Consider the following 26,049-nt stretch of genomic DNA (forward strand, 5'->3'; position numbering starts at 1 on the left):
CCGGAGCGACCGCTCCAGCATGGTCAAGATCACCCACCACCCACAAGATCACGGACAGTCCCTCATGCCGCCCCCATTCCTTGGCGGTGCAGCAGATTGCGCCTGGGTTTTCGTTCCGGGTCCAGGAAGGTGGGTGGGATGAATTCGGGGAGTCCGTTGCGGATGCGGATGTGCCATTCGGTGTGGTGGATCAGGTTGTGGTGGTAGGGGTACAGCAGTGTCAGGTTGTGTAGTGCGGTCGGGCCACCGTTGGCCCGGAAGATCACGTGGTGTGCTTGGCATTGTTTGGGTTTGCGGCGGTAGCCGGGGAACGTGCACCCGTTGTCTCGCAGGATCAGGGCTCGGCGGATGGCGAGGGGGATGGTGCGGTGTTTCTGCCCGATGTTCAGGATCTCGCCGGTGCTGCCCAGTAGGGCGGGCACCACGTAGGCGTCGCAGGCTATGCGCCGGATCTGGGTGGCGGAGTGCGATTCCTGCCCGTGCAGGAGCCCGTGGCCGGTGCCGTGTTTGAGGTCGTCCGGGGTGATCGAGACCATGACGGTGACGGGTTCGCCGGATTCGGTGGGTCCGTCGTCCGGGCATCGGGCCGCGGCCCGGAGCATGTCGGCGGACGCGTCGCCTTGCCGCTGGTGTTTGCTGCGCCGGTCGGGTTCCTCGGGGCTGCTGTGGGGCTTGGCGCGGGGTTCGATCAGGCCGGTCACCAACGCCGCCGTCTCCGCGTCCAGCTCGAAGGTGCCGCGTAGCCGTCCACCCCGGGTGTCGCGCCAGTCCAGAAACCGGGCGGGCCGCACCAGGTCGTGTTCGGTGGGCGGATTCCCATCCTGATCCAGCCGGGCCACGATCTCCCGCCCCAGCGCCGTCACATCCCGATACCCCCGCCGCCCGGCGGTGGTGCGGCCGTCCAGCGCGGCCAGGACCGCCACCTCTCGGGCATAGTCCACCCGCCGCCGCTGTTCGATCTCGCCCAGCGCGGCCAGTAGTTCCTCCTCGCCCATGCGGGAGGTGTCGATGCCGAAAGTCCTGCTCACAGACTCACCGTACCGTATACTCGACCGTATGTTCGAGTCACAATCGGGTGAGTTGATACGAACATCCAACTGCATACGGTGATCAGTGCGGCCAGAATGACTGAGTGTCACACCACCGGACGCGCCCTGCAGACATATGCCGAACCCGCTTCCTTACCGCCCGCCGCTGTCAGCACGATGTCGCGCCTGGAGGACAGGCTGCGCGGATCATTCGCGAGGGTTGTCCCGGGCGTCCGTGACCTGGTCCGGATCGTGGAGAACGATCCGGACATACCGGCTCGAATGCGGGCGGCGACCCTTCTTACCGGCCTGGTGCGGGCCGGTCGCGACGGCGACGCGGCCGGTGCCCTCGGCGAACCGGCGGGTCGTGCGCGCGCTCGGGCGGGACACGGTCTACGTGCGGGGACCGAACCCCTTCCTCGCTCGGGACACGCGGCCACAGCTCACGACCCGCGGGGCGGCCGACCTTGGACGTGCCTACCGACCCCGGTAACGAAGGTGGAACTTGCCGGCCCAGATCTCGTCGCCATCGGCGAGCTCGGCCTGGGTCACCGGCTCCCGGTTGAGATAGGTGCCGTTCAGCGAACCCGCGTCGTGCAGCACGACCCGGTCGCCGGTGCGGCGGAATTCCACGTGCCGGCGGGACACCGTGGTGTCGTCGAGCTGGATGTCGGAGTCGGGACCGCGGCCGATCACGGTGACCCCCGGCGGGAGGGAGAACCTGGCTCCGGTGCGCGGCCCGCGCACCACCTCGAGCAGGGGCAGGCCGATCGCGTCCGGGCCTGCGGGAAGGTAGTCGTCCCCCGTCGGCGACCCCGGCGCGAACGGCACGAATTCCGCACTGGTCGGCTGGAACTCGGGCCGGGGTTCCGGCACCGGCAACTTGTACTTGCCGTCGACAATCACGTGGGCCTCCCCCGCACGATCGGTGCTCCGCGGCTGAAACAACTACCTCGACAACGCCATGTCGAGGCGAATGGTTCCCGGCAGCACGGGAAACTAACCGCGTCCCAGCGCCCGGTATGCCGCGGTGAGCACACCGGTACCGCGGCTGTCACCAATGATGTACTCGCGGCCGCGCATCTGGTTCATGACATAGGCCACACTCATACCAGCGTCCAGATCGGCGACGACCAGGGAACCGCCCCAACCGTCCCACCAGCAGGTGTTCGGATTCGGCAGGATCGAGATCTCCGCGGAGTTCAACCCGTAACCCGTGCCAAGACGCAGCGGGACTCCGAGCACCAGATCCTTGCCGTCCGCCTGCACGGTCAGCGCCGCCCGCGCTCCCGCCTCGGAGAGCAGTCGCCGCCCCGCGGCCGCACCACCACCGGCCAGCACCGCCTGGACCGCCGCCGTCGAGCGGGCGTTGCCGTAACCAGCCACGGCCGGGATCTCGGCCCGCCGCCAGCGGGTACCCCAGCTGTCCTCGGGGGTGATCATGGTACGGGGCAGGGCGGCGGCCTCGGTCCTTCCGGTGGCCGGCCGAGGCCGGTCGTGCGTGATGATCGGCGCGACCCGGTGATCCTGCTCGGGCGTGAGTGACAGCCGAAAGTCCGCGCCAAGAGGGCCGGCGACCTCCTCGGCGAAGAAGGTTCCGACCGAACGGCCACAGACCCGCCGGACCACCTCGCCGACCAGGTACCCGTGGGTGAGCGCGTGATAGCCGGACACGGTGCCCGGCTCCCAACGGGGCTCCTGCCGGGCGAGCAATGCGGTCGCCTTGTCCCAGTCGCACAGATCGTCGACGCTGAGTGGTTCGTCCCAGTCGGGCAACCCCGCGGTATGCCCGAGCAGGTGCTGAACCTCGATCCGGTCCTTGCCCGCCGAGGCGAACTCCGGCCAGTACCTGGCGACGGGAGCGTCGAGTCGGAGCTCCCCGCGGTCCGCGAGGATCAGCGTGCACAGCGCCGTCATCGTCTTCGTCACCGACCAGACGGTGGTGATGGTGTCACGCTGCCATGGCCGGGTTCGCTCCGGATCGGCGTAGCCTCCCCACAGGTCGACCACCGGCTCGCCGTCCAGGAACACCGCGACCGAGGCGCCGACGTCCAGCCCCCCGTCCAGGGTCGAGGCCAACGCCTCCCGCACCTCGACGAACTGGTCGGCACATGTCCCGTGGATCGCCGTCACCTCGGTATCCGACTACTGCTGCGGCTGCTCCTGCCGGCCCGCGCCCACGGGAGGCAGGGTGTTCTCCCTGGCGAAAGCCTTCACGGTCGGGGACTTCCTCGCCTCGCTGACCTGGCGCAGAAAGTCGATCTCGCCGGAAAGATCCTCGCCTCCCATCTTCGCCGCCCGCAGATCGGTCTGCTTCGGGAACGAGCCGTGCCTGCTGGCCTGGGTGGCGACCGAGATCAGGCAGGCGGCGACCGTCGCGTTCGCGACCGCGGGGGGCAGGCGCCGCTCGGCGACGTACGCACGCGCGCGGTCGATCAGCGCAGGCGTGATGTACTCGCTGAGGATCAGGATGGCGTCCCGGATCTCGATGACCGCCCGATACAGGTGGAGATCGACCAGTCGCGTCCGCAGTAGGACGTTGACCAGCCGAAACCGTGGAATGACGAGTGCGATCTGCGGGTTCGACCTGGTGACATCCCGCCACAGCGGCCAGAGGGTCCAGAGGTTCTTTCGACTGGTGAAGGCCCGGCGGATACCCGGTACCGCCGGCAACGCCACGCCGGCCGCCTGCAATATTTCCTCGATTCCCGTGACGAGCGAGGCAGCGGACAGCAGCCCAGGAACCCACGTCCACAAATACAGGGGGAAAAGTATCCAGAGCAGGCAGGCGAACAGCGTACCGATTCCGAATGTGAGCAGTCCCCAGCGCATCGGCCAGCGGTCGGCCTGCCGCCAGTAGCGCAGACATACCGCCACGACACACGAGTTGGAGACGAAATGGAACCCGAAGAACATGAACCAGTAGGACAAGGGCAGGTCGAGCTCCGGGGTAGCAGCATGCCCCTCCGGCGCGCGCGAGAAATTGATCCAGTACAACGCCGTCCCGACCCCGATCGCGGCCAGCAGCAGGAACGGGAAATGCCGGCGCCAGCCCATGGCGGTCAAGATGAAATGCAGCATCGCGGAGGACGCGACCACATCGCCGGTGTGCTTGATGACCACGACGATCGTCGGGTCACCGATGAGCCGGCCGAGCGTGTCGACGACCGGCTCTTGGTGCAGCGTGGTGGTGAAGGCGATCAACGTGACGGCCAGCCACAGGGCGCGCTGCTGCGGATGACGGACCGCCTGCGGCGCGCGTAGCACGGCGACCAGCCACAGGCAGGTGAATCCGGCGATCTCGACCCAGGCGAACATCCGGGGCAGTGCTCACCTGCTCCGGTAGAAGCCGAGTCCTGTCTCCAGCCCGCCGAGGGTGTCCTCGGTCGGCGGAGTACCGGCGCTCCCGCCCGTGGAACGGATGACGCTGGCGATCATCTCGGCCTCCCGTTCCTGCCTGTTGGTGTAGCTCGTCCGCGCAAGGACCCGGTGCACACGCTCAGGATCGAGATCGCGCAGGAGCACGGCGAACCCGCCCTGGTCGATCGGGGTGGATACGTTGTGGTCGAACAGCATGTGACCGATCTCGTGCAGGGTGATGTGTTCCTGGTGCAGCCGGGTTGTCTGCTGCTCGACGAAGATGTAGTCGGCCTTCCTCGTCGCCACCCAGGCACCGCAGACCGCGGCCGGGGTGCCGTGCTGCGGAAGGGGACGCAGGTGCAGGGGCCGCCCCCGTTGCTGCGACAGGTGCCGGCACAACGCCTCGACGGAGTCGAACTCCGGCAGGTTCAGTCGGTGGATGACGGACTCACAGCGTTTGCGTAGCCGTCCATACATCACGTGACGTCCCGTCCTCCCTCGCACGCTCGCAAGGCGCCGCGGCCAAACACAGCATATCGCCGACCCGCCGCAACCGGCAGGTGCGTGGGGCCGGACCGCCGTCTTCTATCAACTGATTGACAACAGCACGAGCCGCCGACTACGTTCTATCAACTGATAGAAGAAGGGGTGGCGAGATGTCGGCGAAGCGTGCGAAACCGGGGCCACGATCGGCCGAACGCAGGGATCGGCTGGTGGAAGCCGGGTACCGCACCCTCGTCCGCTCGGGGCTGGCCGGGGCGCGCACCCGCGAGGTCGCCACCGAGGCCGGCATCACCGTCGCGACCCTGCACTACTACTTCCCCACCAAGGACGACCTGGTGCGGGCCGTGCTGGAGTACACCATCCGGGATCGGCTGCTGGCACCGCTGGAGTTGGAGACCGACTGGGGCGACGGCATGGCCGCACTGCGGACCATGCTGACCGGCCTGGCCCAGCAGGCCGAGGCGGATCCGGGGCAGTTCCGGCTGCTGAGCGATATGAACTGGGCCGCACGCGGGGACCCGGCGCTGCGCACCATGTTGGCCGAGTGGCACGGAGGCTGGCACGCCGCCATCACCGGCTGGCTGCGGGCGGGCCGCCGGGACGGCCGGGTTCGCGACGATCTCGACCTGGAGACGGCCGCGGCGATGATCGTGTACCTCGTGCTCGGGATGGTGATGCGTCCCCCGATGCCCGCCGGAGTCGATTCCCGTCTGGCCGATGAGCTCGACCGGTTGCTGACGCCCCCTGCCCCGCCCACCGACTGACCACCCGAGGGCGCCGACACACCCGGCGCCGGAGGAGGAGCCAACGACATGCCCGAAGAACGAACGCAGGTACTGGTCGTCGGCGGAAGCCTGGTCGGCCTTTCCGCCGCACTTTTCCTGCGCCGACAAGGCGTCGACCTGATTCTGGCCGAACGTCACGCCGGCACCTCCGTGCATCCCCGCACCCCCGGCTACAACGGCCGCACGATGGAGCTGTTCCGCGCGGCGGGGGTGGAGGAGGACGTGCGCGCGGCCGGACCGTGGCGGTTGAACGGGTCGGGCCTGCTCTGGGCGGAGAGCCTGACCAGCCCCAACCACCACTGGCTCGTCCCGCCCAACGCGTCGGGTGCCCAGCACGCCCAGGACGAGCTCGCTCAGGTCAGCCCCTGCTCTGAAGCGGTCCTGTCCCAGGACGTGCTGGAGCCGGTACTGCGCCAGCACGCCGAAGAACTCGGCGCCGACCTGCGGTTCGGCACCGAGCTCGAATCGTTCACCGACGAGCCGGGCGGGGTGACCGCCGTGCTGACCGATCGGGCGACCGGCACGCGTTCCACCGTGCACGCGGACTACCTGATCGCCGCCGACGGAGCGAACAGCCCGATCCGGGCCCAGCTGGGTATCGGCAGGGACGGGGTGGGGGTGCTGGATGACGTGGCCGGCATCATGGTCCGTACCGATCTCGGCGACGCCCTGCGCGACAAGAGCTTCGTGATCTGCCAGGTGGACAACCCGGGGTTCTCCGGGATGGTCCGGGTCGTCGACGACAAGCTGGCCCTGCATGTCTCCTACCGCCCCGACCGTGGCGAGACGGTCGCGGAGTTCACCCCGCAACGCTGCGTGGAGCTGGCCCGAGCCGCAGCGGGCATCCCGGATCTCGCGGTCGAGCCGCTGGACGTGCTGCCGTGGCAGACCACCGCCGCGGTGGCGCGCCGGTTCGCCGACGGCCGGGTGTTCCTGGCCGGAGACGCGGCCCATGTCATGCCGCCGTCCGGGGCTTACGGCGCCAACACCGGCATCCAGGACGCCGCGAACCTGGCCTGGAAGCTCGCCTACGTCCTGCACGGTTGGGCCGGGCCGTCCCTGCTGGCCAGCTACGAGGCCGAACGCCGTCCGGTCGCCGAGCTCACGGTGAACCAGGCCCTGGCCACCGGAAAGGAGTGGTTCGGTGCCGAAGTCCCCGCCGAGATCGAGGAGATCGAGCTCATCGACATCGTGACGTTGCAGTTCGGCTACTGCTACCCGCCCGGAAGCGCGGCCGCGCTCGTCGAGGATCCGCGCGACCCCACCGGTCGCCCCGGCACCCGCGCACCGCACCTGTGGCTGAGCCGGACGGAGGGCAAAATGTCTACAGTGGACTTGTGGGCCACCGGGCTCGTACTGCTCGCCGGGCCCGGCGGCGCCGCCTGGGTCGAGGCCGCCGAGGCCGTCGCGCGGCGCGACACACTGCCGCTCACCCCGTACCGGATCGGTGGCGACGCGCCCCGCGGCACACCGTTCCTCGCGGACCCCGACCGGCGGTGGGCGAGGTCGTTCGGGGCAGGCGACAGCGGCGCTGTCCTGATCCGGCCGGACGGGTTCATCGCCTGGCGAGCACCGGATGCGCCAGGGCCGCACGCCGTCACCACGCTGGAGGACGCGCTGCGCGAGGTGCTCGGCACGGCTGGTTGAATCCCGGGGACGTAAGGAGGATCCGTGCCCGAGGTGCCACCGCTGCTCGATCTGGTCGCCGACGCCGTCGCGGCGGCGATCACCCGCGCACGTCCCGAACTGGCCGGAGCGGACCCCGTGGTGCGCCGATCCGAGCGCGCCGACTTCCAGTCCAACGCCGCGCTCGCCCTGGCCAAGCGCGCCGGTAGCGGGCCGGCAGCCCTCGCCGCCGAACTCGTGGCCGCCCTGGACGGCACACCGGTCGGCTCGGCCGAGCTGTCCGGGCCGGGTTTCCTCAACATCACCGTTCCCGACCATGCCGTGTGGGAGCAGGTGTCCGCACGGCTGGCCGGCCGGCGCCTCGGCATCGGGACACCGGAGCGGGGGCGGCGGACGGTCATCGACTACTCGGCACCCAACATCGCCAAGGAGATGCACGTCGGGCACCTGCGCACCACGATCATCGGGGACAGCCTCGCCCGCGTGCTCGAATTCCTCGGCGCGGAGGTGGTCCGGCAGAACCATCTCGGGGACTGGGGCACCCAGTTCGGGATGCTCATCCAGTACCTCGACGAGCACCCCGAGGCCACCTGGCATCATGCCGAGCTGCCCGGGAGCGGCTCGGCGGTATCCGCGCTGGACGCGCTGTATCAGGCGGCCCGCACGGTGTTCGACGCCGACTCCGGTTTCGCCGACCGCGCCCGCGCTCGGGTGGTCGCGCTGCAGTCCGGCGACCCCACCACCGTCGGCCGATGGACGGAGATCGTCGCCGAATCCGTGAAGGCCTTCCAGGATGTCTACGACCGGCTCGGGGTGCTGCTCACCGGGGCGGATTCGGTCGGCGAGTCGTTCTACAACACACGGCTCGCCGACACCGTCGCCGAGCTCGCCGACGCCGGGATCGCCGTCGACAGCGAGGGCGCGTTGGTGATCTTCTCCGCGGAGGTCACCGGCCCGGAGGGCAAGCCGGTCCCGCTCATGGTGCGCAAGCGGGACGGCGGCTACGGCTACGACACCACCGACCTGGCCACCATCCGTTACCGCATCCGCGAGCTCGCGGCGGACCGCCTACTCGACGTCACCGACTCCCGTCAGGCGCTGCACTTCCAGCTGGTCTTCGAGGCCGCGCGCCGCGCCGGCTGGCTCACCCCGGACATCGAGGCCGCGCATGTCGCGTACGGCACCGTCCTCGGTCCGGACGGGCGCCGGCGGCACCGTACGACTGACCGACCTTCTCGACGACGCGGTCGCCGCCGCCCGCGAGGTCGTCGCGGAGAAGAACCCCGGCCTCGACGCGGCCGAGCTGGACCGGATCGCCGAGCAGGCCGGAATCGGGGCGATCAAGTACGCCGACCTGTCCACCTCACGGGTCAAGGACTACGCGTTCGACGTCGACCGCATGGTGTCCCTGACCGGCAACACCGCCGTGTACCTGCAGTACGCCCACGCTCGCATCCGGTCCATCCTGCGCAGCGCGGGCGACCCCGAGGTGTCCGTCGACCCCTGCGCCCCGCTCGAGCCGGCCGAACGTGCCCTCGCGCTGGAGCTCGACGCCTACGGTGGCAGCCTCGCCGAGGTCGGCACGAGCCTGGAGCCACACCGGTTGTGCGGCTACCTCTACCAACTCGCCCGCGAGTTCACCGCCTTCTACGAGACCTGCCACGTCCGTAGGGCCGAAGAACCCGTCCGCGGCAACCGGCTCGCCCTGTGCCGGCTGACCGCACGCACCCTCGGTCATGGGCTCGGCCTGCTCGGCATCGCCGCACCGGAACGCATGTAAGCCGACGACGGCGTCGCCTCACCCTGGCGTGCCGGTCCACCGAGCGAGCTCGCCGTTCCCGCGCGATGATGGGCACCATGAACAGCTCGACTGGAGCGAACGGCGACGCATGGCGAGGTGGCGAGACCGGGACGGACGAAGGTGCCGAACCGGGGCCGAGCACGGCCGCCGGGCAACCGTCCGTTGCGGACCGCACGCGGATCGGTGCCGCCTGGGTCACCGCCATCGTCGGCGCGCTCGTGCTGATCCTGCTGCTGATCTTCATCCTGCAGAACCAGGACGGCGTGACCGTGACCTTCCTCGGAATATCCGGTTCGCTGCCGCTGGGCGTGGCGCTGCTGCTGGCCGCTGTCGCCGGTGCGCTGCTGGTGGCGCTGCTCGGCGCGGCCCGCATCCTGCAACTGCGCCGCCGGTTCCGTCGCGCCGGCCGCCCGAGCTGACCTCCGCGCCCGCCTCGACCGTCAGCTGTTGCCGACCAACGACGAGAACGGTCGGCTCCGCGTGGCCACCCCGACCGCGGCCCGGCAGGCGCAACGGCACGGCTCAACCGAGTGGAAGTCTTCGCCACCACGCATGAACTTCCCGAAGTCCGTACCCGTCGCGGGCGACGACAGGAGCACAGCCGTTGACAAGCAGAAAAATAGCGCGAAATAAATGTCGATAAAAACTGTAAGAAAATAACGTTCAAACGTGTCTACGTTGGAACTCGTCGCATCATGACTAACTCACTACTCGCACCCCACAGGACGTCAGCCGCCTTGAGGTGCAGCCACAGCGCCAATCAGTAACGGCTTTGTGCCCGCGCACGAACTCCCTGTATAAAGGATCAGATCTAGGAAGCGCTGACTTGACTGAGAACCAGGAGACGACGTGAGCATCACGGAGCGGGTCGCCGAACTGTCGGCCAAATTGAAACAGCAACGAGACTCGGTCGAGACCGAGGAAGCCACTAAGAACGCCTTGGTGATGCCGTTTATCGGCAAAGTACTGGGCTATGACGTATTCAACCCAGCGGAGGTAGTTCCCGAATTCACCGCCGATGTAGGAACCAAGAAGGGCGAGAAGATTGACTACGCCCTGGTTCATGAGGGACATGTTCAGATCCTTATCGAAACCAAGAAAATAACTGAGCCGTTACGCCTGGAGCATGCATCGCAACTGTTCCGCTACTTTTCGGTGACCAACGCCCGGATCGCAGTGCTGACCAATGGTCAGACCTGGGAATTCTACACAGACCTCGATGAACCGAACAAGATGGACAGCAAGCCCTTCTTGGTACTCGATCTTGCTGCTATAGACCGGACACTGCTTCCGCCACTGGCCAAGCTGACCCGCGATTCATTCGACATCGATTCGGTCCTCAGCACCGCAGGCGAACTGAAGTACATCGGAACCATCAAGAGAATCTTGGCCGCGGAATTCAAGGATCCGAGTGATGAGTGGGTACGATTTCTTGCCGCACGTGTTTATGACGGTAAAAATATAACACAGAAAGTTCGTGAACAATTTTATCCCCTGGTCGAAAAGGCCGCGCATCAATTCCTGACCGAGCAGGTCAATGACCGGCTCAAGACGGCTCTGGGATCAGACGAGTCCGGCTCGTCTACCGTGGACACGGTACCGGTAACCCAACCCGCGGATCAAGCCGCAACCACAACCGAAAATCCCGAACAGGAGCGCGGCGACCGTTCTCGCGAAATCATCACCACCGAGGAAGAACTCGAGGCGTATCGAGTAGTGTGCGCCATCGTGTGTAGTGAGGTTTCCGCAGATCGCATCTTCGGCCGCGATACCAAGACTTATTTCGGTGTCCTACTCGACGACAATAATCGTAAGCCTATCGCCCGCCTCTGGTTCAATCGTTCCCAGCGCTATCTTGGAGTATTTGACGAAAACAAGACCGAAACGCGCCTCCCCATCGAACGCGCCGAGGATATATATTCTCATTCTGACCAACTTCGCAAGACCGTTGCGGGCTATCTCTCAAGAATAAACGAGAAGGGTTGACCGAGCACCTTCGCCGACACTCACCGCATGGTCATATGCCGGACAAAGAAGGCCTCTGGTTCCAGTGCGGATCCCGCGACACGAGCGGAGCGTCCAATGAACCAGCCTCGGCAGGCGGTCGGTCGCACCTGACACTTTCCGCGATCCCGCATTGAGGACGATTCGCGTGCGCGGCCCGCACAGCGCGTCCTTCGAACCGGCGTCAGGGCGCCCGTCTGCCGCAGGCAAAAAAGGCTAGTACAACGTACTAGTACTATGTACTATAGAATCGATGACGTCGGCAGCCGGTGGCGACGTCCAGAGACACGGGGGTGCGATGAGCGGCAACAAACGTTCGGACATCGTGGAAGCCGCCGCGCGGATAGCGTCGGAGTCCGGAATCGCCGCGGTCACGGTCCGCGCGGTCGCCGCCCGCGCGGGATGCGGGCTCGGCACGCTCCGGCACTACTTTCCGGCCCAACACGAGCTGATCGACGCGATCCTTCCGCACTTGCTCGACCAGCAGCTGCACGATGACGGTATCGACGACACCGACCGCCCGCGTGCGGCCCGGCTCGCCACGCTCATGGTGCAGTTCCTCCCTCCCGCCGATGACCAGGACGGCGACAAGATGCTGTCGTTCTGGTTCGAGATGTCCGCCTCCGCGCTTTCCGTGGATGCGGCACCCGGTGCGACCCGGCAACTGGCGATCCTGACGACGCGAAGCCATCAACGGGTTCGCCAGTGGTTGCGGGAACTCGCCCCCGAACGGGCGGACGACGTCGAGTGGCTTGAGGATACCGCCGACGGCCTGATCAGCCTCTGCAGTGGCTTGTGCCTCGAAGCCCTGACACCGGGATCCCCGGTCACGCTCCCGCGCGCACGACACCTTCTGGAGCGGGCGGCCGACCGCGCGTTCTAGCCACGTCCCAATGCCAGCTCGACACACCGAGGAGTGAGTTCATGATCTGTCGGCGCAGGCGCCGTCGCCTGGCACAGGCCGCGACGGCCGTGCTCGTTCCCCTGCTGCTGGCCGGCGCCACACCGGCGGTGGGCGGTACGGCAGGCCATCCGCGACAGCCCGGCCTGGAGTGGCGGGACTGCCCGGACGACGCCGTGTTGAAGTGTGCGTCGTTGAGCGTTCCCCTGGACCATGCCGACCCCGGCGGGGATCGGATCAACCTCGCGCTGGTGAAGGCGCCTGCGGCCGACCCGGAGCTGAAGCTGGGTTCGCTTGTGCTGAATCGGGGCGGCCCGGGATTCTCCAGTACCGAGTACCTGCGTCTGGTCGAGGATGGGCAGCTCACCTCCCCCGTGGATCAGCGGGTCTGGGATCGCTACGATGTCATCGGTCTCGATCAGCGCGGGGTCGGCCAGGCTCGGCCCACCGTGAAATGCTTCACCTCACCCGGCGAGCGCGACGAATTCAACGCCGATGTTCCGGTGTTCCCGACAACCACGCGGCAGGCATGGTTCCGGGCGGCCAAGGACGCCGAGTTCGCCGCGCGCTGCCGCAGGCACACCGGAGCATTGCTCGACCATATGTCCACCGCGATCGTGGCCAGGGACCTGGACCTGGTGCGCCAAGCGCTGGGCGAGCGACGACTGAACTTCCTCGGCCAGTCCTACGGCGTGCACCTGGGGCTGGCGTACGCGAACCTGTTCCCGCGACAGGTGGGTTCACTCGTACTCGACAGCGTGCTGAACCCGGCACGTTTTCTCACTGGTCCAGATTGGACCGTACCGTCCGAGCGCGTCGGATCGGACGTCGCGACTGACGCTACGCTCCGCGAGTTCCTCAGGCTGTGCGCGGAGGGTGCGTCGTGTGCCTTCGCCGAGCACGATCCACGCCGGGCATTCGACACGCTGATGGCGAAGCTCGAAGACGAACCCCTCCGGCTCAGCGCTCGGGACGGCACGAACGTCACGCTCACCTACCCGAAGCTCGTCGCGTTCACCGGTGGTGTGCTCTATCAACCAGTAGCGTGGGAGCTGCTGGCCAACATGCTCGACCTGACTTATCGGGTCCAGCGGGAGCCTACCGAGTCGGCTACCGCCGACCTCGCGGAACTGGTCCGGCTCATCGACGTGAACGGACTCGACGATCCCTATTCCGGCCTCAAGGGCACCTACTCCGCGATCACGTGCAATGACGTCGACCTGCCCGACCATCCGCTCGCCTGGTGGGCGGCGGCATGGCGACGAGCGCCGGCCGCCGGGCGTTTCGCGGCGCTGCGTGCCTACAGCACGAGCGTCTGCGCGGGATGGCAAGCGGAACCGCGCGAGCGCTACACCGGCCCGTGGTCCGTGCGCACGGAGAAGCCGATACTGATCCTCACCAGTCGCTTCGACCCTTCGACCCCGGCCACCGGCGCTGTCCACCTGCACCACCTGCTACCGAACAGCAGGCTGCTCGTCAACGAAGGGTGGGGGCACGTCACCAGCCAGCAGTCGACCTGCGTGGTCGACGCGACCTCCGCCTATCTCGCGAAGGACACCCTTCCTGGATCAGGTGAGTCCTGTAGCCCCGACCTCGTTCCGTTCAGTGCGGGATGAACACGCGATCGTGCGGGCGGTTGCCGGGCCCGCGTCGGTACCAACCGCTGCTGGACACCTTGTCGGCACGGCGATGCGCAGAGGCGAGTGCGCCGCCGTTCACCGGGACCGGATCCGGAAATCGACGAAGTCCCTCGACGTCGTCGCCTCGTACGACATGAGCAACATCGTCGGAGACCACCAAGCGGTACGCGCACCCGGTCGAAACGCATGAGGAGAGCATTCGCGAGGCCCTGCGGGGCAAACCGGCCGGCGAACCCGACGACGCTCAGCTACGGGCTCTGCTCGAGTGGCGGGCCGCCGAGGATCCGGGGGCGTGGGGGCGCGGCGTTGGCGTCGCTCGGCAAGCCGGGCACAGCCGAGCCGACAGATCATTCCGTTCGATCGTCGCCGCAGGTCAGCGGGATAGTTGATCGGTGGGCCTAACGTGGCACAACCCGAACTCTTTGGTCCTTGTCGAAGGCCCGGAGATCGCGATTCGCCCGGTGGGTGTCCGATGCCTTCTCTCCCAGATTGCGCAGGTCAACAGCGCTGGCGGTGATGAAGCGCCGTAAGTCCGGGAAGCACCGATCACCGCCCGTGCCGTGATCCGCTCCTCGCCCCAGTGACTTCCGTCGAAGGATGCGCGGGTCAAGCGCCGAGGTGGCGGGTTTCGATGATCGTGTCTACAGGGTGGGAAGGTGAGCAGTCAGCGCGCCCTTGATTCAGCGCGTCGTTCGTAGCGTGAGCGTGCGAGCCGGTAGGCCGTTCGGAGGTACCCGGCTGGCGGCGGCTGTTTGTGATCGTAAACCCAGAGGAGTGGTCGTCAGCTGCGTGCGTTCGAACCGTCAAAGGGGCCGGAGCCTCCGCTCGGTGAGCACGAGCAGACCGGCCGGCAAGGCGATCGCGAGGCCGAGCGCGACCATGAGCAGTGTGGCGGTCGACGGCCCGAGGTGATCGAGCATGGTCAGATGTACGAAGAAGTGCGGGACCGCCCAGGTCAGGTACATAACTAGTGCGGTCCGAGTCATCCATGGTCCCATATGGATGGTCGCGGCACCGAGCACCACGGCGCTGGCAAGTGTCATGGCGCCGTAGTCACGCATCAGATGCTCGTTGTAGGCCATGCCCATTCCGACCACCTCGAGCGCGAAGAACCGCGCCGGGAAGAACAGCGCCCACACGCCGACGACAATCTGGGTCGCGGCGAGAAACCCGAGACCGACGCGAAGCCACCGCCGCATCACCGGCTCCGTCCGTGCGCACGGTCTCCGGCCAGGAAGTCGTCGAACGTGATCCGCCCGGCAGCCCGATTCGGGGTGAGGTGATGCCCTGCGCGATAGTCCCGGATCGCCTTGCCGGGCAAGGGAACGGCACACACCGGCCGTCGGCGGCCGATCGCACGGAGGTAGTTGCGGGCCAGTTCGGCGGCCTCCCGCACCTCCGGGCCGCCGATGTCCGGCACCCGGTTCGCGGCCGATTCTGCCGCGAGCGTGACCAGTTGGTCGGCCACCTCCGTGACGTCGATCGGCTGGAAATGCACCTTCGACGGCATCAGCGTCACCGGCAGCAGGCGTTGGACATCGCACATGGTGGCGATCAGGTCGTGGAACTGGGTCGCGCGCAGGATCGTCCACGGCAGTCCGGAGTGCTCGACCAGCCGTTCGCACGCCAGCTTCGCTCGGTAGTAGCCGAGCGCGACGTAGTCGATACCGACGATCGACACGTATACCAGGTGCGGGCCGCCCGCCGCTTTCGCGGCCTCGATCAGGTTGCCGGTCGAAGCCACATCGCCTCGCCCGTTGGTGGTCGCCAGGTGGATGATCACGTCCGCTTCGGCGGCCGCACCGGCCAGCCCGCTGCCGGTGCGCAGATCACCCACCACCCAACAGTGAGCGGCCGGCTCCCGCCTTCTGCGGGTCAGCACCCGCACGTCGTGGCCCGTATCGAGCAGTCGCGGCACCAGCGCGCGCCCGAGCCGTCCAGTGCCGCCGGTGACCAGAACCTGTTTCGTCATGCGTCGCTCCGTGGTGGCTGGAATCTCGCCTTGCACCACTAGGAACCGAGTGACTCCTCGGAATGTGACAACCGGGTCAGTTGCGCGCCGACGAACCGGAGCTTGTCCGGGTTGGCGACGATCCGGATGCCGGTAATCTGGCCGTCCACGATCTCTGGCACCAAAACACCGAGCAGCGTGGATGCGAACCAACCGAGTACCGCCGGAGTGCCGTTCACCTCGCGGATGGACACCGTGAGATCTTCGACATACCGGCTGGTGACGGTCGCCAGATACCGCGCCACCTTCTCCGCGCCGCGCACAGGCAACCGGGTACACCGAGCGTGCCGCCACCGTCGGCGACCGATGTGACGTCCTCGGCGAGTATCCGCTCCAGGCCGGCGAGGTCACCGCCGCGGCGTCGAGGAACCGCTCGACCAGCATCCGATTCTTGGGGACGTCGCCCGCGGACCGCGGGAGCCCGGCGTCTGACAGCCGTTTCCGCGCCCGGCTGTGCAACTTCCGGCAGTTCGACTCCGAAAGCTTGACCAGTTCAGCCACCTCGCGATGGCTGTAGCCGAACGCTTCACGCAGCACGAAAACCGCCCGCTCGCCTGGGGTGAGCCGTTCGGCGAGCACCAGGAAGGCCAGCGATACCGTGCCCCGCTGCTCTGCCGTCTCCATCGGCCCCAGCGCGCTATCGGAGGTCAGCACCGGCTCCGGCAGCCACTGTCCGACATAGCGTTCTCGACGACTCAGGGCCGACCCGAGCCGGTTCAGGCATATGTTGGTGGTGACCTTGACCAGCCACGCGGACGGCTCCTTGACCGAGCCCGGTTCGGTGCCGTACCACCGCAGGAAGACGTCCTGAACGACATCCTCCGCGTCCGCGGCGCCGAACCGAGCATCCGGTACGCCAGGCCGAACAGCCGCGGCCGTTGCCGCTCGAACTCCACGACCGGCGCGGATCCGGGGCTTCTCCCTGGACGGTTTACGGCCGCAGTTCTCGCACGACACCGCCGATGGCCATGTCACCATTGCGCGGCCCCCGTCTCCGGCAAGGTGCCTTTCTGGTCGGCGAAGAGCCGGTGCCTGGCCCCGAACAGAGCGGGCGTGGCACAAGCGTGGCGACATCAGCATCCGCAGCGATGTGGCCGAGATCACGCTCTGCGGTGACATACACAGCGTTCACCACCGTGACCGACCTGAAAGGGCGGTCAGCGAGCCCATCGGCGACGATGCCTGTGCTGAGCAATGATCAGTCGCCATAACGAACGAGAGTTCGGGTTGTGCCACGTTGTGGGCCTAACGTGCCACAACGCGAACTCTTTGGTCCTCGTCGAGGGCCTCGAGATCACGATCCAACCGGTCGGCTTTCGGTGCCTTCCGTCGGAAGTTGCCCAGGTCAAGCGCCAGGGCGGCGACGCATGACTGCCACCGTCGAGCTCACCGCACCGATGCGGCCCGCCGTCGACCAGTCTGTTCGCGGGACATCCGTCTTCGGCACGCCGCACAGGTCAGAGGTCGACGGCGAGGCGGGACGAAAGCGCGCGGGAGACGCAGCAGTACATGCGGCCGGGTGGCGCGCCGATGCCGTCGCGATGCTCCGGCTCCCCGTCGACGACGGCGATCTCGCAACTTCCGCAAACCCCTTCGCGGCAGCCAGACGGTACGCGATACCTCGCATGGTTCAACGCGTCCAGCATGGACTCGTCCGCACTGACCTGGATTGTCTGTCCCGATCGGACGCAGCGCACTTCGAACGGCTTGTTGGGCGCGAACTCCTTGACCGCCGGCCGGAAACGCTCGATGTGCGTCCGCTCCGCAGGAAACGCCGTCTCGGCCGCGTCGAGCATCGACGTGGGGCCACAGCAATACACCAGCGCTCGTGGGCTCAGCGCGGCCGCCAGCGCGGCGAAGTCGGGCCTGCCGTGCTCATCGGTGGCGTAGATGCGCACCCGATCGCCGTAGACAGCTCGGAGCTCGTCGGCGAACGGCATGGTGGCCACCGACCTGCCCACATACACCAACGTCGCCGAGGCTCCCGCTTCGACCGCCGTCGCCAGCATCGGCACGATGGGGGTGATGCCGATCCCCCCGCCGAGGAACAGGTACTCCGGCGCGGGCAGCAGGTTAAAGTTGTTCCGTGGCACCGAGACTTCGAGCGTGCGACCCGTGCGCAGGAACAGGTGGACGTACTCCGAGCCGCCCCGGCTGAGCCGGTCGTGACGGACGGCGACGCGGTAGCTGTCGCGATCGGCCGGGTTCCCGCACAGCGAGTACTGCCGGATCAGCCAGTTGGGCAGCGCCAGATCGACGTGCGCGCCCGGTTCCCAGGGGGCCAGCGGGCCCTCGGCACCGCGCAGGACGAGCGAGACGACGCCCGCGGCGACCGGCTCCACCTGCTCGAGAACTGTTCGCTGCATAACCAAATCACCTCAGTACAGCTGCCGGTAGCCGGCTTCGAGCATGTTCTCCAGCACCGTCGAATCGACGTCGAGCCCCATCTGGTCGGCGGCGATCTCGCCCGCGGACGGCAACTCCCCAGCCAGAGCCTGGCTCGCGGGATCCCACAGCCGAGACCGGATCAGCGCGCGTCCACAGTGGAAGAAAGCCTCCACCACATCCACGACGAGTGCCAGCTCCGCTTCCTTGCCCTCGGTCCGCATCCGGGCGAGCACGTCCGGTTCGTCGGTGGGATACGCACGACCGTTGACACGCAACACTTCCCGCACCCCGGGGACGACGAACATCAGTCCGATCCCGTCGTTCTCGGCGAGATTGCGAAACGAGTCGGCGATCTTGTTGCCCGGCCGGTCGGGAATCGCGAGCGTGCGCTCATCGAGCACCTTGACGAACCCCGGGTAGTCGCCACGCGGTGAGCAGTCGGGCAGGCCGGTCGCATCCGACGTGGACATCGCCAGGAACGGGGAATGGGCGATGAAACGGCGGCAATGCCGGTCGATGCGGCTGTGGACCTTGGCCTTGATCATGGCCTCGGGCTCCCCGAGCCGAGCGCGGACCTCCTCGAAAGACACCCGGCGCGGACGGGACTCGTTGACGACGTTGCTACTGGTCATGGCACAATTATGAGCAATCTTTCGGTTCGCGCACTACTCGCTTTCGCGCCGGTTCACAGGGGGTGCCATGACGTCGGAGCAGCGCCGGCTTCAGCCACGTAAACAGCCACGCCAGGTCCGGGCCGAGCTAACCCGGCAGCGCATCCTCACCGCCGCTGCTCACATTTTCGCCGAGTACGGCTACGCCGCGGGCACCACGAACCGGATCGCCGAGCAGGCGCGGATCTCCATCGGCTCGCTGTACCAGTACTACCCGAACAAGGACGCGATCCTGGCCGAGCTGCTGACCCGCCACCTCGACGGTGACCGGGCCACCGCAACGCTCAGCCAGTACAAAGGCCCGCCGGAGTCGCTCGAGGACATCATCCGGGTGTTCGTGCGAACGGTGATCGAAAACCATCTCGACGACCCGCAGCTGCTGCGGATCATGATCGAGCAGGCACCCCGCTCCGGCGAGCTCCTGGAGAGGATCACCCAGCAGGAGTGGGCGATGATCGGTCACCTGCGGGACCTGCTCGACCGCCACCCCGAAGCCCGGGTCCAGGACAAGGACACGGCCGCCCGACTCGTGACATCCACCGTGGAGCTCACCGTGCACCAGCTCATCGCCGCGCCCGGCTCCATCGACACCACACGGCTGGAGCACGAGCTCGTGGCGATGATCACCGGCTACCTCCGCGCGAGCCGGTGAGAACCTTCGGCCCTTCCCCGCGGCATCCGGGCAGAAGCAGGTGCTGCTGGTGCTCACCGGTCCGCGCCCGGCCCCGCGTGCGCCAGGACGCCGTGGTACCGGAGCTCGACCGCACCGAGGTTGTGGTCGACGGCGTGATCGAGCTGAGCCCAGACGCCGCAGCGGAGACCGAATCGAACTCAGCTACCCCAGCGCTCCGGCTCCCTCAGCTCGTGCTCGACCCCTGACCGAGTCAGCATCCTCATAGCAAACCGGACAACTGTCACTGGTGCGTGCCCAAAGAGTCGAGAGTTCAGGTCGCCACACGTTGCGGACCGAATGCACCACAATGCGAACCGCGCTATCCTGGCTGTTGGGCCGCCCGTAGAGGTCCGTCCGATCCGGACTCGGTCATGCGCACCGGGCCGTTGATCCTGCACCGAGCGTCCCGTTCCGGTCACCGAGTCGTCGCCGTTTCGGTGTCCGTATGCCCGCCGTCTCGGATACGGTGGGCATACGGTGGGGTCGTACGCTACTAAGCCGCAGGTGGCGGGGAGGAAGAGCCCGACGAACCGCAATGGTTCCCACATGGGGGGCGCACGTGCGCGTGGGGGATGTCGAGCAGGCGTGCCGGTGAGCCCGATGCCGCCGTGTGGTCCTGGCTTCGTGATCGCGACCGGCGCATCCTGGCTCTGCTGGAGGCACACAAGGTGCTCACTACTGCGCAGATCGCCGCGCTGGAGTTCCCGACGCTGGATCGCGCGCAGCGGCGGCTGGTCGCGCTGGCGCGGCGGGGGCTGTTGTGGCGCTGGCGTCCGGCGGTCGTGGGTGGCGGCTCGGCGCCGCATCACTACGCGCTGGGCTACCTCGGCGCGCAACTGCTGGCCGCGCAGCGGGTGGAAGATCCGCCGCGTCCCGGCGCGTGGCAGACCCGGCTGACCCGGCTGGCCGAATCGCCGCAACTGCGGCATCTGCTGGGAACGAATCAGTTCTTCTGCGATCTCGTGCAGTACGCGTGTGCGCATCCCGAGGAATGTGTCGGCCCGGAAAAGGGATTCGGCGGGCTCACACTCTGGATGTCGGAAATCACGGCGCGGGAATGGTTCGGGGAATTCGAGGGTGCCGGGTGGGTCCGGCCGGATTCCTACGGATGCTTCGAAGAACGAGGTCGGATGGTTCGGTTCTTTTTGGAGTACGACACCGGCACGGAGTCGTTGCAGCGATTGCTGGAGAAGGTCAAGCGCTACGAGGAGATGGCCACTGACGCGTTCGGGATCGTGCTGTTTTGGCTGCACTCAGCCCGGCGGGAGCGGACGGTGCATCGCGCGCTCGCCAAGGCCATCGGGGGTGAGCGGCTGCGGTTCGTGATGGCCACCGCCGCCCGCGACCACGGTGATCCGGACGGCCCGGCGGGGGCTGTGTGGGCGGTGGTCGGCAAGGCTCGACTTGATGTGGACGCCGCCTCGGCGCAGTGGCTGGTACGGCTGGCCGACCTGCCGCAGCGTGGACCCCGCGAGCACTGGCCGCCGCTGCTGGACAAGCCGTTCACCATGGCCATGATCGAACAGCCCACCTTCCACCAGCGCCGGTTCGGCATGACCGCCGAAGAGATGAAAGCCCGCGGGCTCGACCCGGCGACCGGCCAACGGGCGATCAAGCGCAACCCGTACACCGGACAACCCATCAAGGACGACGAGGTCGATATCGAGCTCTACGACGACACTGGCGATGACGAGGATCCGGTCACGCTGGATGGGGTACAACGGCGGATGGCCGCGCAGCCGCCGGTACGCGGGCGGACGGACGAACCGTGGTCCCTGCCGCGTAACCGCAAGCGGCAGTGATCAGTCGAAGCCTCATGGTGCTGACCGTTAGCTGAACGCACCGACACGGGCCCGCTCAAGTGATGCCTCTGTGCCGAGTTCCGCACGCGCGACCGGATTCTCCACATAGAATCGCACTAGGTGGTAGACGAGGCTGGCATCTAGTGCAAAGAAGATCAGGTCGATCTCGATCATCGGGACGGGAGGCAACCTGTCGATCCGCCACGGCCTGCCGAACTGCCGCTTCTCCCACGGCGCGTTCCGGTATGCGACCGCCAGCACCTCGGGCCTGCCATTGTAGGCCGCGCCAACCGTGACAAAGGACTCCCACGGCAGAAACGAGGTGAAGGTGAATCCCCGCTGGTAAATCCCCTGTTGAGTCAGCACGACCCGGCCGCGTCGCAACTGACCGACCGCCATCAACCAGAAAAAGCTGAGCATGAAGAGGGAAGCCAGCCCGCACAAAACGACAACAACAGGCTTTCCTCCGACGCCATCAGCGGATGCGTAGTCCAACGTAGCCAGCACGGCCATCGCACTCGCGCAGCCGACAAGCGCTATCAAGATCGCGAACGTCACCATGGAGTACCGAATCTCGGTTGCCGGACGACCCTGATACGTAGTGGTTGCGATGTCGCTGGCGATATGTGGTCGATACAACCTGGTGATCAGACCAAATGCCGCAATCAATAGCAAGATAGCGGCGAACAGCCAAACGTACTTGAGCGCCGACGGCTTGTCAATCGAGACGAAACCGTATCCAACGGGAACGCATAGTAGAACAAGCAGAAGGATGAACACGAACGAGAACTTCAGTCTCGCGCCAACGCCAGCAGGCCACTCGTCCGGACGGGGCAACGAACTAGAAGATGGCATCCCACGCGTCCCCAATCACGCCACCGACGGCCTCGGCTGTGTCACCCACAGCATCTAGTCCGTCTTCGATTGCGTCGCCCACAGCGCCCACTCCGTTCTCCCACAGAGAATCGACCATACCGGATGTGAACACGCCAACCCCGGCACCGACAATTGCGCCTACCACCGTGCCCGCCACCGGAACCGGGATGAATGAGCCGACCGCGGCGCCTGCGGCCATCGATGCGCCGAAGCCGACCGCCCCCGAGGTGACCGCCTGCGCGACCGGTTTCCCGTTCGCGATATCGTAGACGACACCCGCGGCGGCCAGCGCTCCGCCCGCGCGAAAGCCCCATTTGGCGGCGTTTCCGTCCACGTTCTTCGCGGCAGCGGCGACATCATCAGCCTGGTATGCTACCGCCCTGCCCGCGTCGAAGTCACGGTAGATCTGCGACGCATTGGTGCCCGCCGGGGCGGCACGTGCTCGCTCTACGAGTTTAACGGACTCCTCGGAAAGGAACTTCGCCTGTTTGCCGAGGATGCTTGCATGTTTCGCAGCGAGTGCCGCAGCCGTGCCGTTGGTTAGATCACCGACGGCAAGTAGCGGCTTTTGCTTGATATCCTGCCATGCGTTCTTCACCGTCTCCGCGGCCAGCTTCGCGATGTGCTTCGCGGCCTCAGATTCAGTCTTGGCTGTGTTGTACGCGGCGACCTTGCTTGCATGCGCGTTGGAGGCAGCCACGGCGTCGTTGTGCGCCGAGACAGCCCCGGGGGTGACCGCGTCCCCGGTCGGTGGCGCGCCGGGCGCCGGTGGCCCCTTGCCAGGGTCTTCAATGAGGTCGCCGTTCACCATCAGCCCGGCTGCGGCGGCGCGTTCCCGTACACCTCGCATGTCCTCTTGTGCCCGGTGTAGCTCAGCGGCGTAGGTGTCGATGTTCTGCGCAGCGGTGTTGGCGGCGGCGGCCAACTCATCCGTCTTCCGCGCTGCGGTGGTCATCTTGCCACTGAACGCCTCGCCAGCTTCACCTTGCCAGCCCGCGTCCGCGCTGTTGCGAGCCTGGTAGATCTGACCCGCTGCATCGGAAACGCCGGCGGCCAGCGAATCCCGCAGCCAGTTGCTGACACCCCTGACGTTCTCCGGGTTACCTTCGATCTTGGTGTCGATGCTCACGTCTCACCTCGCCCCACCGGCGCGCTGGACGTCTTCGGTCGCGACGCCGTCCTGCTCCTGGTAACGCTGCTTGGCCGACGCGACATCGTCACCGGCGCCCGCCGCGCCGAGCACGAGCGCGCTCGCGTTCTCCACCAGGTGTGCGAGAATTCCGGTCACGGCGGGTGTTCCGTCGCCCGCGTCCGGCGTGCCGGGCACGGAGTTGCCGAGCGCGTCAACGTCTGTGCTGGCGTTGCGCAGTGTGCTGGCGATGCCGTCGAGCGTCCCGTAGTCAACCTCGGGCCCACTCACGAAGCACCCTCCTGTCGCTTGTCCTCGGGGATCATGATGTCGAGCAGCAACAACTGGAAGGGCTGCGCCTGCTGGAGTCCATCAAGCGCAGCGGTAGGCATGACGATCCAGGGTTGGTTCGGGCCGCAGCAGGTGTGCAGCCGATCCAGCGCGGAATAGGCGAGTAGCGCCACCCGGCCGTCCTTGGTCGTTCTCATCGCCACACGGGCCCGCGTGGCATCCGCCACGGCCTCAACGCACGGCAAGTAGACAACGGGTGGAAAGTTGTGAGGGATGGGCGCCCCTGCGGCGCCGGATGCCAGCCCGTTCAGTTCCCCCTGTGTATCCCCACCGACTTGTTCGGCCACCGAACCTGCCCTCCGTGTCACGTCGGGTTGAGGTTCACCCCGGGTAGTGGACACCGAGTTAGCAGGACCAGTCGTCCTGCTGAAAGGATGTCCTCATGCCTCCTCGCAAGCGCCGTTCGTACACGGCCGAGTACAAGGTCGAGGCTGCTCATCGCGTGATCGATTCCGGCCGGACGATCGCTGAGGTTTCCCGCGAGCTGGGTATCGACGCGGGCATGTTGAGTGTCTGGGTCAAAGACGAACGTCGACGGGTCACCGCGGCCGAGGTCCACGGAGACAAACCTCTGGAGGCCGCCGAGCGGGCCGAACTGTTGCGGTTGCGCGGACAGGTGGCCGAGCTGGAGAAGGACAACGCGTTCCTGGTAAAAGCTTCGGCGTACTTTGCCGCGATGCAGAAGAACCGGCCCGGTTCGCTCTGATGGCCAAGTACGCCGGCCCCGACAAGTTCGCTGACACCACCACTTCGCCGCCGAACACGCGGTTCTCAGTGCGGCGTATGGCGCGGCTGCTGGGCGTGTCGAGGGCGGGCTACTACGCGCATGTGAAACGTGTGGCGGCAACGGTGTTGACTCCGCGGCAGCAACGCCGAGCCGATCTCGAGGTGAAGATCACCCAGGCGCACAAGGACTCGAGCGGGATCTACGGGTCGCCGCGGATCACCGCCGAGCTGCGTGAGCAGGGCGAGGTGGTCACAGCGAAGACCGTCGCCAAGATCATGGCCTCGATCGGGCTTGAGGGCATCAGCCCGCGCACGTTCAAGGTGAAGACGACAGTGGTCGATCCGGCCGCGTCGTTCCCACCGGATCTGGTCGACCGGCACTTCGACCGGGACCGGCTCGACGCGGTCTGGCTGACCGACATCACGTACCTGACGTGTGGTCAGGGTGACATGTTCCTGTGCGCGATCCGGGACGGACAGTCCCGGAAAGTGTTGGGCTACAGCGTATCCGACCACATCGGCGCCGAGATGGTCACCGACGCCATCGATGCCGCCGTGGGCACCCGTGGCGGCAGATGCCGTGGCACGATCCTGCATTCCGACCGTGGCGGCGAGTACACCGCGCACCTGACAGCGACGGCGTGCTTCCGGCACGGCCTGCGCCGGTCGATGGGCGCGACCGGAATCTGCTGGGACAACAGCCCAGCGGAGTCGTTCTGGTCGACGTTCAAACACGAGCACTACTACCGGCACGCCTACGCCACGAAGACAGAACTCGTTGCCGCGATTGACAAATGGATCAGCTTCTACAACAGTACGCGGCGGCACTCCGCGATCGGGATGCTCAGCCCCGACAACTTCGAGCAGGCACTCCGAACGGCGGCCTGACCCCCTCGTAAGCCCCTGTCCACCATTCGGGGTGAACCTCAGGTAGCCCTTCGACGCGTCAGGGTAGCGTACGGTTCCGGGTGTTGGGGCCTTTCGGCTCAGATGCGTGGCGGGCAGCCTTCGCCGGTAACGCGTCAGGACTCCGACTCGCCCGGTTGTCGACACTGAGCAGGCGGCAGGAACGGCGTGCCATCCAGCTCGTTGACGCGTATGAGCAGGTCACGGCCGATGTCGTGCAGGCGATGCCCAAGGCCCCGGAACAGTTCGGTGTGCTGGGCCTGCCCCTCGCCGATTGCGACGTCGGCGTCGGGGCCCTGGTTCAGGTACCACCGCAGCCAGCGCACCCGGTCTAGAAGTCGCTGGTCACGTTCCTGCATAGATTCCCTCTGCGTGTGCTTGTTAGCGGCGGCGCGCAGCCGTGGGGCTTCATGGAGCTGCTCGCAGCGTGTGGCGTCCTGGGCGGTGGCATAGGTGGTGTGGCAGTCGAGACAGGTACGGAACTTGCGGGTGGCTTCGTCCCAACCTGCGATCTCGGTGGCATCTGCGCGAAGATGCGCCAAATGGTCGGGGGGCGCGTGGCGGCGTCGGTTCACTGCCCCACCGCCGACAGCACGAGCAAGACTGCGAGAAGTACCACCGCGGCGACCCCAAGTGCGGCGTGCACTCCGTGTCCCTGCCATCGACGCTTATCGAGGCTTGCCGGTGGAATGGGTGCTTCGCTCTGGTTGGCGAGCCGGGCGCAGTCTGGGCACCGGTGCCCAGTGGAGCAGGGGATGATGGCGCGGGGGCGGCAGGAGTAGCCGCACAGCGCGACGGGCCAGCCGCATTCGCAGTCGCCGGTCCAGCCGTGCACCTCGGTGTCTTCGGCCGTGCGTCGCCACTCCA

At 66.9% G+C, this 26,049-nt stretch carries 25 protein-coding genes and 2 pseudogenes; 11 read left to right on the top strand and 16 right to left on the bottom strand.

Annotation, left to right across the window (positions count from 1 at the left end; genetic code table 11):
* Positions 1-62: 62 nt before the first annotated feature.
* The 5 genes from FB471_RS30780 to FB471_RS30800 form a co-directional block, all read right to left on the bottom strand.
* Positions 63-1,028, bottom strand: a complete 966-nt coding sequence (locus FB471_RS30780; RefSeq protein ID WP_170221062.1) for an HNH endonuclease signature motif containing protein — start codon at positions 1,026-1,028, stop codon at positions 63-65.
* Positions 1,029-1,505: 477 nt separating this feature from the next.
* Entirely contained in the window at positions 1,506-1,934 is a 429-nt protein-coding gene (locus FB471_RS30785; protein WP_142003349.1) for an FHA domain-containing protein, read from the bottom strand.
* Positions 1,935-2,027: 93 nt separating this feature from the next.
* Positions 2,028-3,161 carry a serine hydrolase domain-containing protein gene (locus FB471_RS30790; protein WP_142003350.1) on the bottom strand — a complete coding sequence of 378 codons (1,134 nt, stop codon included), beginning with the start codon at positions 3,159-3,161 and terminating at the stop codon, positions 2,028-2,030.
* Positions 3,162-3,173: 12 nt separating this feature from the next.
* Positions 3,174-4,346, bottom strand: coding sequence for an MAB_1171c family putative transporter (locus FB471_RS30795; RefSeq protein ID WP_142003351.1), 1,173 nt, complete (start codon positions 4,344-4,346; stop codon positions 3,174-3,176).
* Positions 4,347-4,358: 12 nt separating this feature from the next.
* Entirely contained in the window at positions 4,359-4,868 is a 510-nt protein-coding gene (locus FB471_RS30800) for a hypothetical protein (RefSeq protein WP_211358295.1), read from the bottom strand.
* A gap of 176 nt (positions 4,869-5,044) precedes the next feature.
* Here FB471_RS30800 and FB471_RS30805 point away from each other — a divergent pair, with 176 nt between their 5' ends.
* The 7 genes and pseudogenes from FB471_RS30805 (at position 5,045) to FB471_RS30835 (ending at position 13,625) form a co-directional block, all read left to right on the top strand.
* Positions 5,045-5,656 carry a TetR/AcrR family transcriptional regulator gene (locus FB471_RS30805; RefSeq protein ID WP_142003352.1) on the top strand — a complete coding sequence of 204 codons (612 nt, stop codon included), beginning with the start codon at positions 5,045-5,047 and terminating at the stop codon, positions 5,654-5,656.
* Between the two features lie 48 nt (positions 5,657-5,704).
* Positions 5,705-7,324 carry an FAD-dependent monooxygenase gene (locus FB471_RS30810; protein ID WP_142003353.1) on the top strand — a complete coding sequence of 540 codons (1,620 nt, stop codon included), beginning with the start codon at positions 5,705-5,707 and terminating at the stop codon, positions 7,322-7,324.
* A gap of 49 nt (positions 7,325-7,373) precedes the next feature.
* Positions 7,374-9,083: pseudogene (argS, locus tag FB471_RS30815) on the top strand (arginine--tRNA ligase); the annotation flags it as partial.
* A 77-nt stretch (positions 9,084-9,160) separates the two neighbouring features.
* Positions 9,161-9,523: a lipopolysaccharide assembly protein LapA domain-containing protein gene (locus tag FB471_RS30820; protein WP_142003354.1), complete on the top strand. Its 363-nt coding sequence runs from the start codon at positions 9,161-9,163 to the stop codon at positions 9,521-9,523.
* A gap of 430 nt (positions 9,524-9,953) precedes the next feature.
* The gene (locus FB471_RS30825) at positions 9,954-11,090 is read left to right on the top strand and encodes a type I restriction endonuclease (RefSeq protein ID WP_142003355.1); all 1,137 of its coding nucleotides are present in this window, start codon (positions 9,954-9,956) and stop codon (positions 11,088-11,090) included.
* Positions 11,091-11,361: 271 nt separating this feature from the next.
* Positions 11,362-11,991 (top strand): TetR family transcriptional regulator, encoded by a 630-nt coding sequence (locus FB471_RS30830; RefSeq protein WP_142003356.1) that lies wholly within the window; start codon positions 11,362-11,364, stop codon positions 11,989-11,991.
* Between the two features lie 41 nt (positions 11,992-12,032).
* Entirely contained in the window at positions 12,033-13,625 is a 1,593-nt protein-coding gene (locus FB471_RS30835) for an alpha/beta hydrolase (RefSeq protein WP_142003357.1), read from the top strand.
* Between the two features lie 827 nt (positions 13,626-14,452).
* Here FB471_RS30835 and FB471_RS30845 read toward each other — a convergent pair.
* The 6 genes and pseudogenes from FB471_RS30845 to FB471_RS30865 all read right to left on the bottom strand — a co-directional run bounded on the left by FB471_RS30845 (position 14,453) and on the right by FB471_RS30865 (position 18,680).
* Positions 14,453-14,848: a hypothetical protein gene (locus FB471_RS30845; protein ID WP_142003358.1), complete on the bottom strand. Its 396-nt coding sequence runs from the start codon at positions 14,846-14,848 to the stop codon at positions 14,453-14,455.
* Positions 14,848-15,621, bottom strand: coding sequence for an SDR family oxidoreductase (locus FB471_RS30850; protein ID WP_142003359.1), 774 nt, complete (start codon positions 15,619-15,621; stop codon positions 14,848-14,850). Before FB471_RS30850 ends, FB471_RS30845 begins: the two co-directional genes overlap by 1 nt.
* A gap of 38 nt (positions 15,622-15,659) precedes the next feature.
* Positions 15,660-15,923: a sigma-70 family RNA polymerase sigma factor family protein gene (locus tag FB471_RS35725; RefSeq protein WP_342779509.1), complete on the bottom strand. Its 264-nt coding sequence runs from the start codon at positions 15,921-15,923 to the stop codon at positions 15,660-15,662.
* Between the two features lie 223 nt (positions 15,924-16,146).
* Positions 16,147-16,779 (bottom strand): annotated as a pseudogene (locus FB471_RS35730) (sigma factor); the annotation flags it as partial.
* A 338-nt stretch (positions 16,780-17,117) separates the two neighbouring features.
* Positions 17,118-18,026, bottom strand: coding sequence for a PDR/VanB family oxidoreductase (locus FB471_RS30860; protein WP_142003360.1), 909 nt, complete (start codon positions 18,024-18,026; stop codon positions 17,118-17,120).
* Positions 18,027-18,038: 12 nt separating this feature from the next.
* Positions 18,039-18,680, bottom strand: a complete 642-nt coding sequence (locus tag FB471_RS30865; RefSeq protein ID WP_142003361.1) for an MSMEG_1061 family FMN-dependent PPOX-type flavoprotein — start codon at positions 18,678-18,680, stop codon at positions 18,039-18,041.
* Positions 18,681-18,747: 67 nt separating this feature from the next.
* Between FB471_RS30865 and FB471_RS30870 the strand changes: the two genes are divergently transcribed.
* Entirely contained in the window at positions 18,748-19,371 is a 624-nt protein-coding gene (locus tag FB471_RS30870) for a TetR/AcrR family transcriptional regulator (RefSeq protein ID WP_142003362.1), read from the top strand.
* A 593-nt stretch (positions 19,372-19,964) separates the two neighbouring features.
* Positions 19,965-21,194 carry a replication-relaxation family protein gene (locus tag FB471_RS30875; protein ID WP_142003363.1) on the top strand — a complete coding sequence of 410 codons (1,230 nt, stop codon included), beginning with the start codon at positions 19,965-19,967 and terminating at the stop codon, positions 21,192-21,194.
* Between the two features lie 27 nt (positions 21,195-21,221).
* Here FB471_RS30875 and FB471_RS30880 read toward each other — a convergent pair whose 3' ends face one another.
* The 4 genes from FB471_RS30880 to FB471_RS30895 form a co-directional block, all read right to left on the bottom strand.
* On the bottom strand, positions 21,222-21,974 hold the full coding sequence (locus FB471_RS30880) for a hypothetical protein (protein WP_142003364.1): 753 nt from the start codon (positions 21,972-21,974) through the stop codon (positions 21,222-21,224).
* 61 nt (positions 21,975-22,035) lie between these two features.
* Positions 22,036-23,199: a hypothetical protein gene (locus FB471_RS30885; protein WP_142003365.1), complete on the bottom strand. Its 1,164-nt coding sequence runs from the start codon at positions 23,197-23,199 to the stop codon at positions 22,036-22,038.
* Positions 23,200-23,202: 3 nt separating this feature from the next.
* Positions 23,203-23,490, bottom strand: a complete 288-nt coding sequence (locus FB471_RS30890; RefSeq protein ID WP_142003366.1) for a hypothetical protein — start codon at positions 23,488-23,490, stop codon at positions 23,203-23,205.
* Positions 23,487-23,687: an SAV_915 family protein gene (locus tag FB471_RS30895; RefSeq protein WP_211358296.1), complete on the bottom strand. Its 201-nt coding sequence runs from the start codon at positions 23,685-23,687 to the stop codon at positions 23,487-23,489. Before FB471_RS30895 ends, FB471_RS30890 begins: the two co-directional genes overlap by 4 nt.
* A gap of 245 nt (positions 23,688-23,932) precedes the next feature.
* On the opposite strand from FB471_RS30895, the gene FB471_RS34660 reads away from it, so the two are divergent.
* Both FB471_RS34660 and FB471_RS30905 read left to right on the top strand, forming a co-directional pair.
* Positions 23,933-24,256 carry a transposase gene (locus FB471_RS34660; protein ID WP_141995942.1) on the top strand — a complete coding sequence of 108 codons (324 nt, stop codon included), beginning with the start codon at positions 23,933-23,935 and terminating at the stop codon, positions 24,254-24,256.
* Positions 24,256-25,164: an IS3 family transposase gene (locus FB471_RS30905; RefSeq protein ID WP_141995943.1), complete on the top strand. Its 909-nt coding sequence runs from the start codon at positions 24,256-24,258 to the stop codon at positions 25,162-25,164. The genes FB471_RS34660 and FB471_RS30905 overlap by 1 nt, the downstream gene beginning before the upstream one ends.
* Before the next feature lie 134 nt (positions 25,165-25,298).
* On the opposite strand, the gene FB471_RS30910 is transcribed toward FB471_RS30905, so the two are convergent.
* Positions 25,299-25,757 carry a hypothetical protein gene (locus FB471_RS30910; protein ID WP_142003367.1) on the bottom strand — a complete coding sequence of 153 codons (459 nt, stop codon included), beginning with the start codon at positions 25,755-25,757 and terminating at the stop codon, positions 25,299-25,301.
* Between the last annotated feature and the right edge of the window lie 292 nt (positions 25,758-26,049).

The sequence above is a fragment of the Amycolatopsis cihanbeyliensis genome (assembly GCF_006715045.1).
GTDB lineage: Bacteria > Actinomycetota > Actinomycetes > Mycobacteriales > Pseudonocardiaceae > Amycolatopsis > Amycolatopsis cihanbeyliensis.

Coding starts and splice junctions, on each gene's coding strand:
- FB471_RS30875 (WP_142003363.1), top strand. CDS start 19,965: ATGTCGAGCAGGCGTGCCGGTGAGCCCGATGCCGCCGTGTGGTCCTGG.
- FB471_RS34660 (WP_141995942.1), top strand. CDS start 23,933: ATGCCTCCTCGCAAGCGCCGTTCGTACACGGCCGAGTACAAGGTCGAG.
- FB471_RS30865 (WP_142003361.1), bottom strand. CDS start 18,680: ATGACCAGTAGCAACGTCGTCAACGAGTCCCGTCCGCGCCGGGTGTCT.
- FB471_RS30820 (WP_142003354.1), top strand. CDS start 9,161: ATGAACAGCTCGACTGGAGCGAACGGCGACGCATGGCGAGGTGGCGAG.
- FB471_RS30905 (WP_141995943.1), top strand. CDS start 24,256: ATGGCCAAGTACGCCGGCCCCGACAAGTTCGCTGACACCACCACTTCG.
- FB471_RS30805 (WP_142003352.1), top strand. CDS start 5,045: ATGTCGGCGAAGCGTGCGAAACCGGGGCCACGATCGGCCGAACGCAGG.
- FB471_RS30895 (WP_211358296.1), bottom strand. CDS start 23,687: ATGAGAACGACCAAGGACGGCCGGGTGGCGCTACTCGCCTATTCCGCG.
- FB471_RS30845 (WP_142003358.1), bottom strand. CDS start 14,848: ATGCGGCGGTGGCTTCGCGTCGGTCTCGGGTTTCTCGCCGCGACCCAG.
- FB471_RS30850 (WP_142003359.1), bottom strand. CDS start 15,621: ATGACGAAACAGGTTCTGGTCACCGGCGGCACTGGACGGCTCGGGCGC.
- FB471_RS30835 (WP_142003357.1), top strand. CDS start 12,033: ATGATCTGTCGGCGCAGGCGCCGTCGCCTGGCACAGGCCGCGACGGCC.
- FB471_RS30870 (WP_142003362.1), top strand. CDS start 18,748: ATGACGTCGGAGCAGCGCCGGCTTCAGCCACGTAAACAGCCACGCCAG.
- FB471_RS30795 (WP_142003351.1), bottom strand. CDS start 4,346: ATGTTCGCCTGGGTCGAGATCGCCGGATTCACCTGCCTGTGGCTGGTC.
- FB471_RS30860 (WP_142003360.1), bottom strand. CDS start 18,026: ATGCAGCGAACAGTTCTCGAGCAGGTGGAGCCGGTCGCCGCGGGCGTC.
- FB471_RS30810 (WP_142003353.1), top strand. CDS start 5,705: ATGCCCGAAGAACGAACGCAGGTACTGGTCGTCGGCGGAAGCCTGGTC.
- FB471_RS30830 (WP_142003356.1), top strand. CDS start 11,362: ATGACGTCGGCAGCCGGTGGCGACGTCCAGAGACACGGGGGTGCGATG.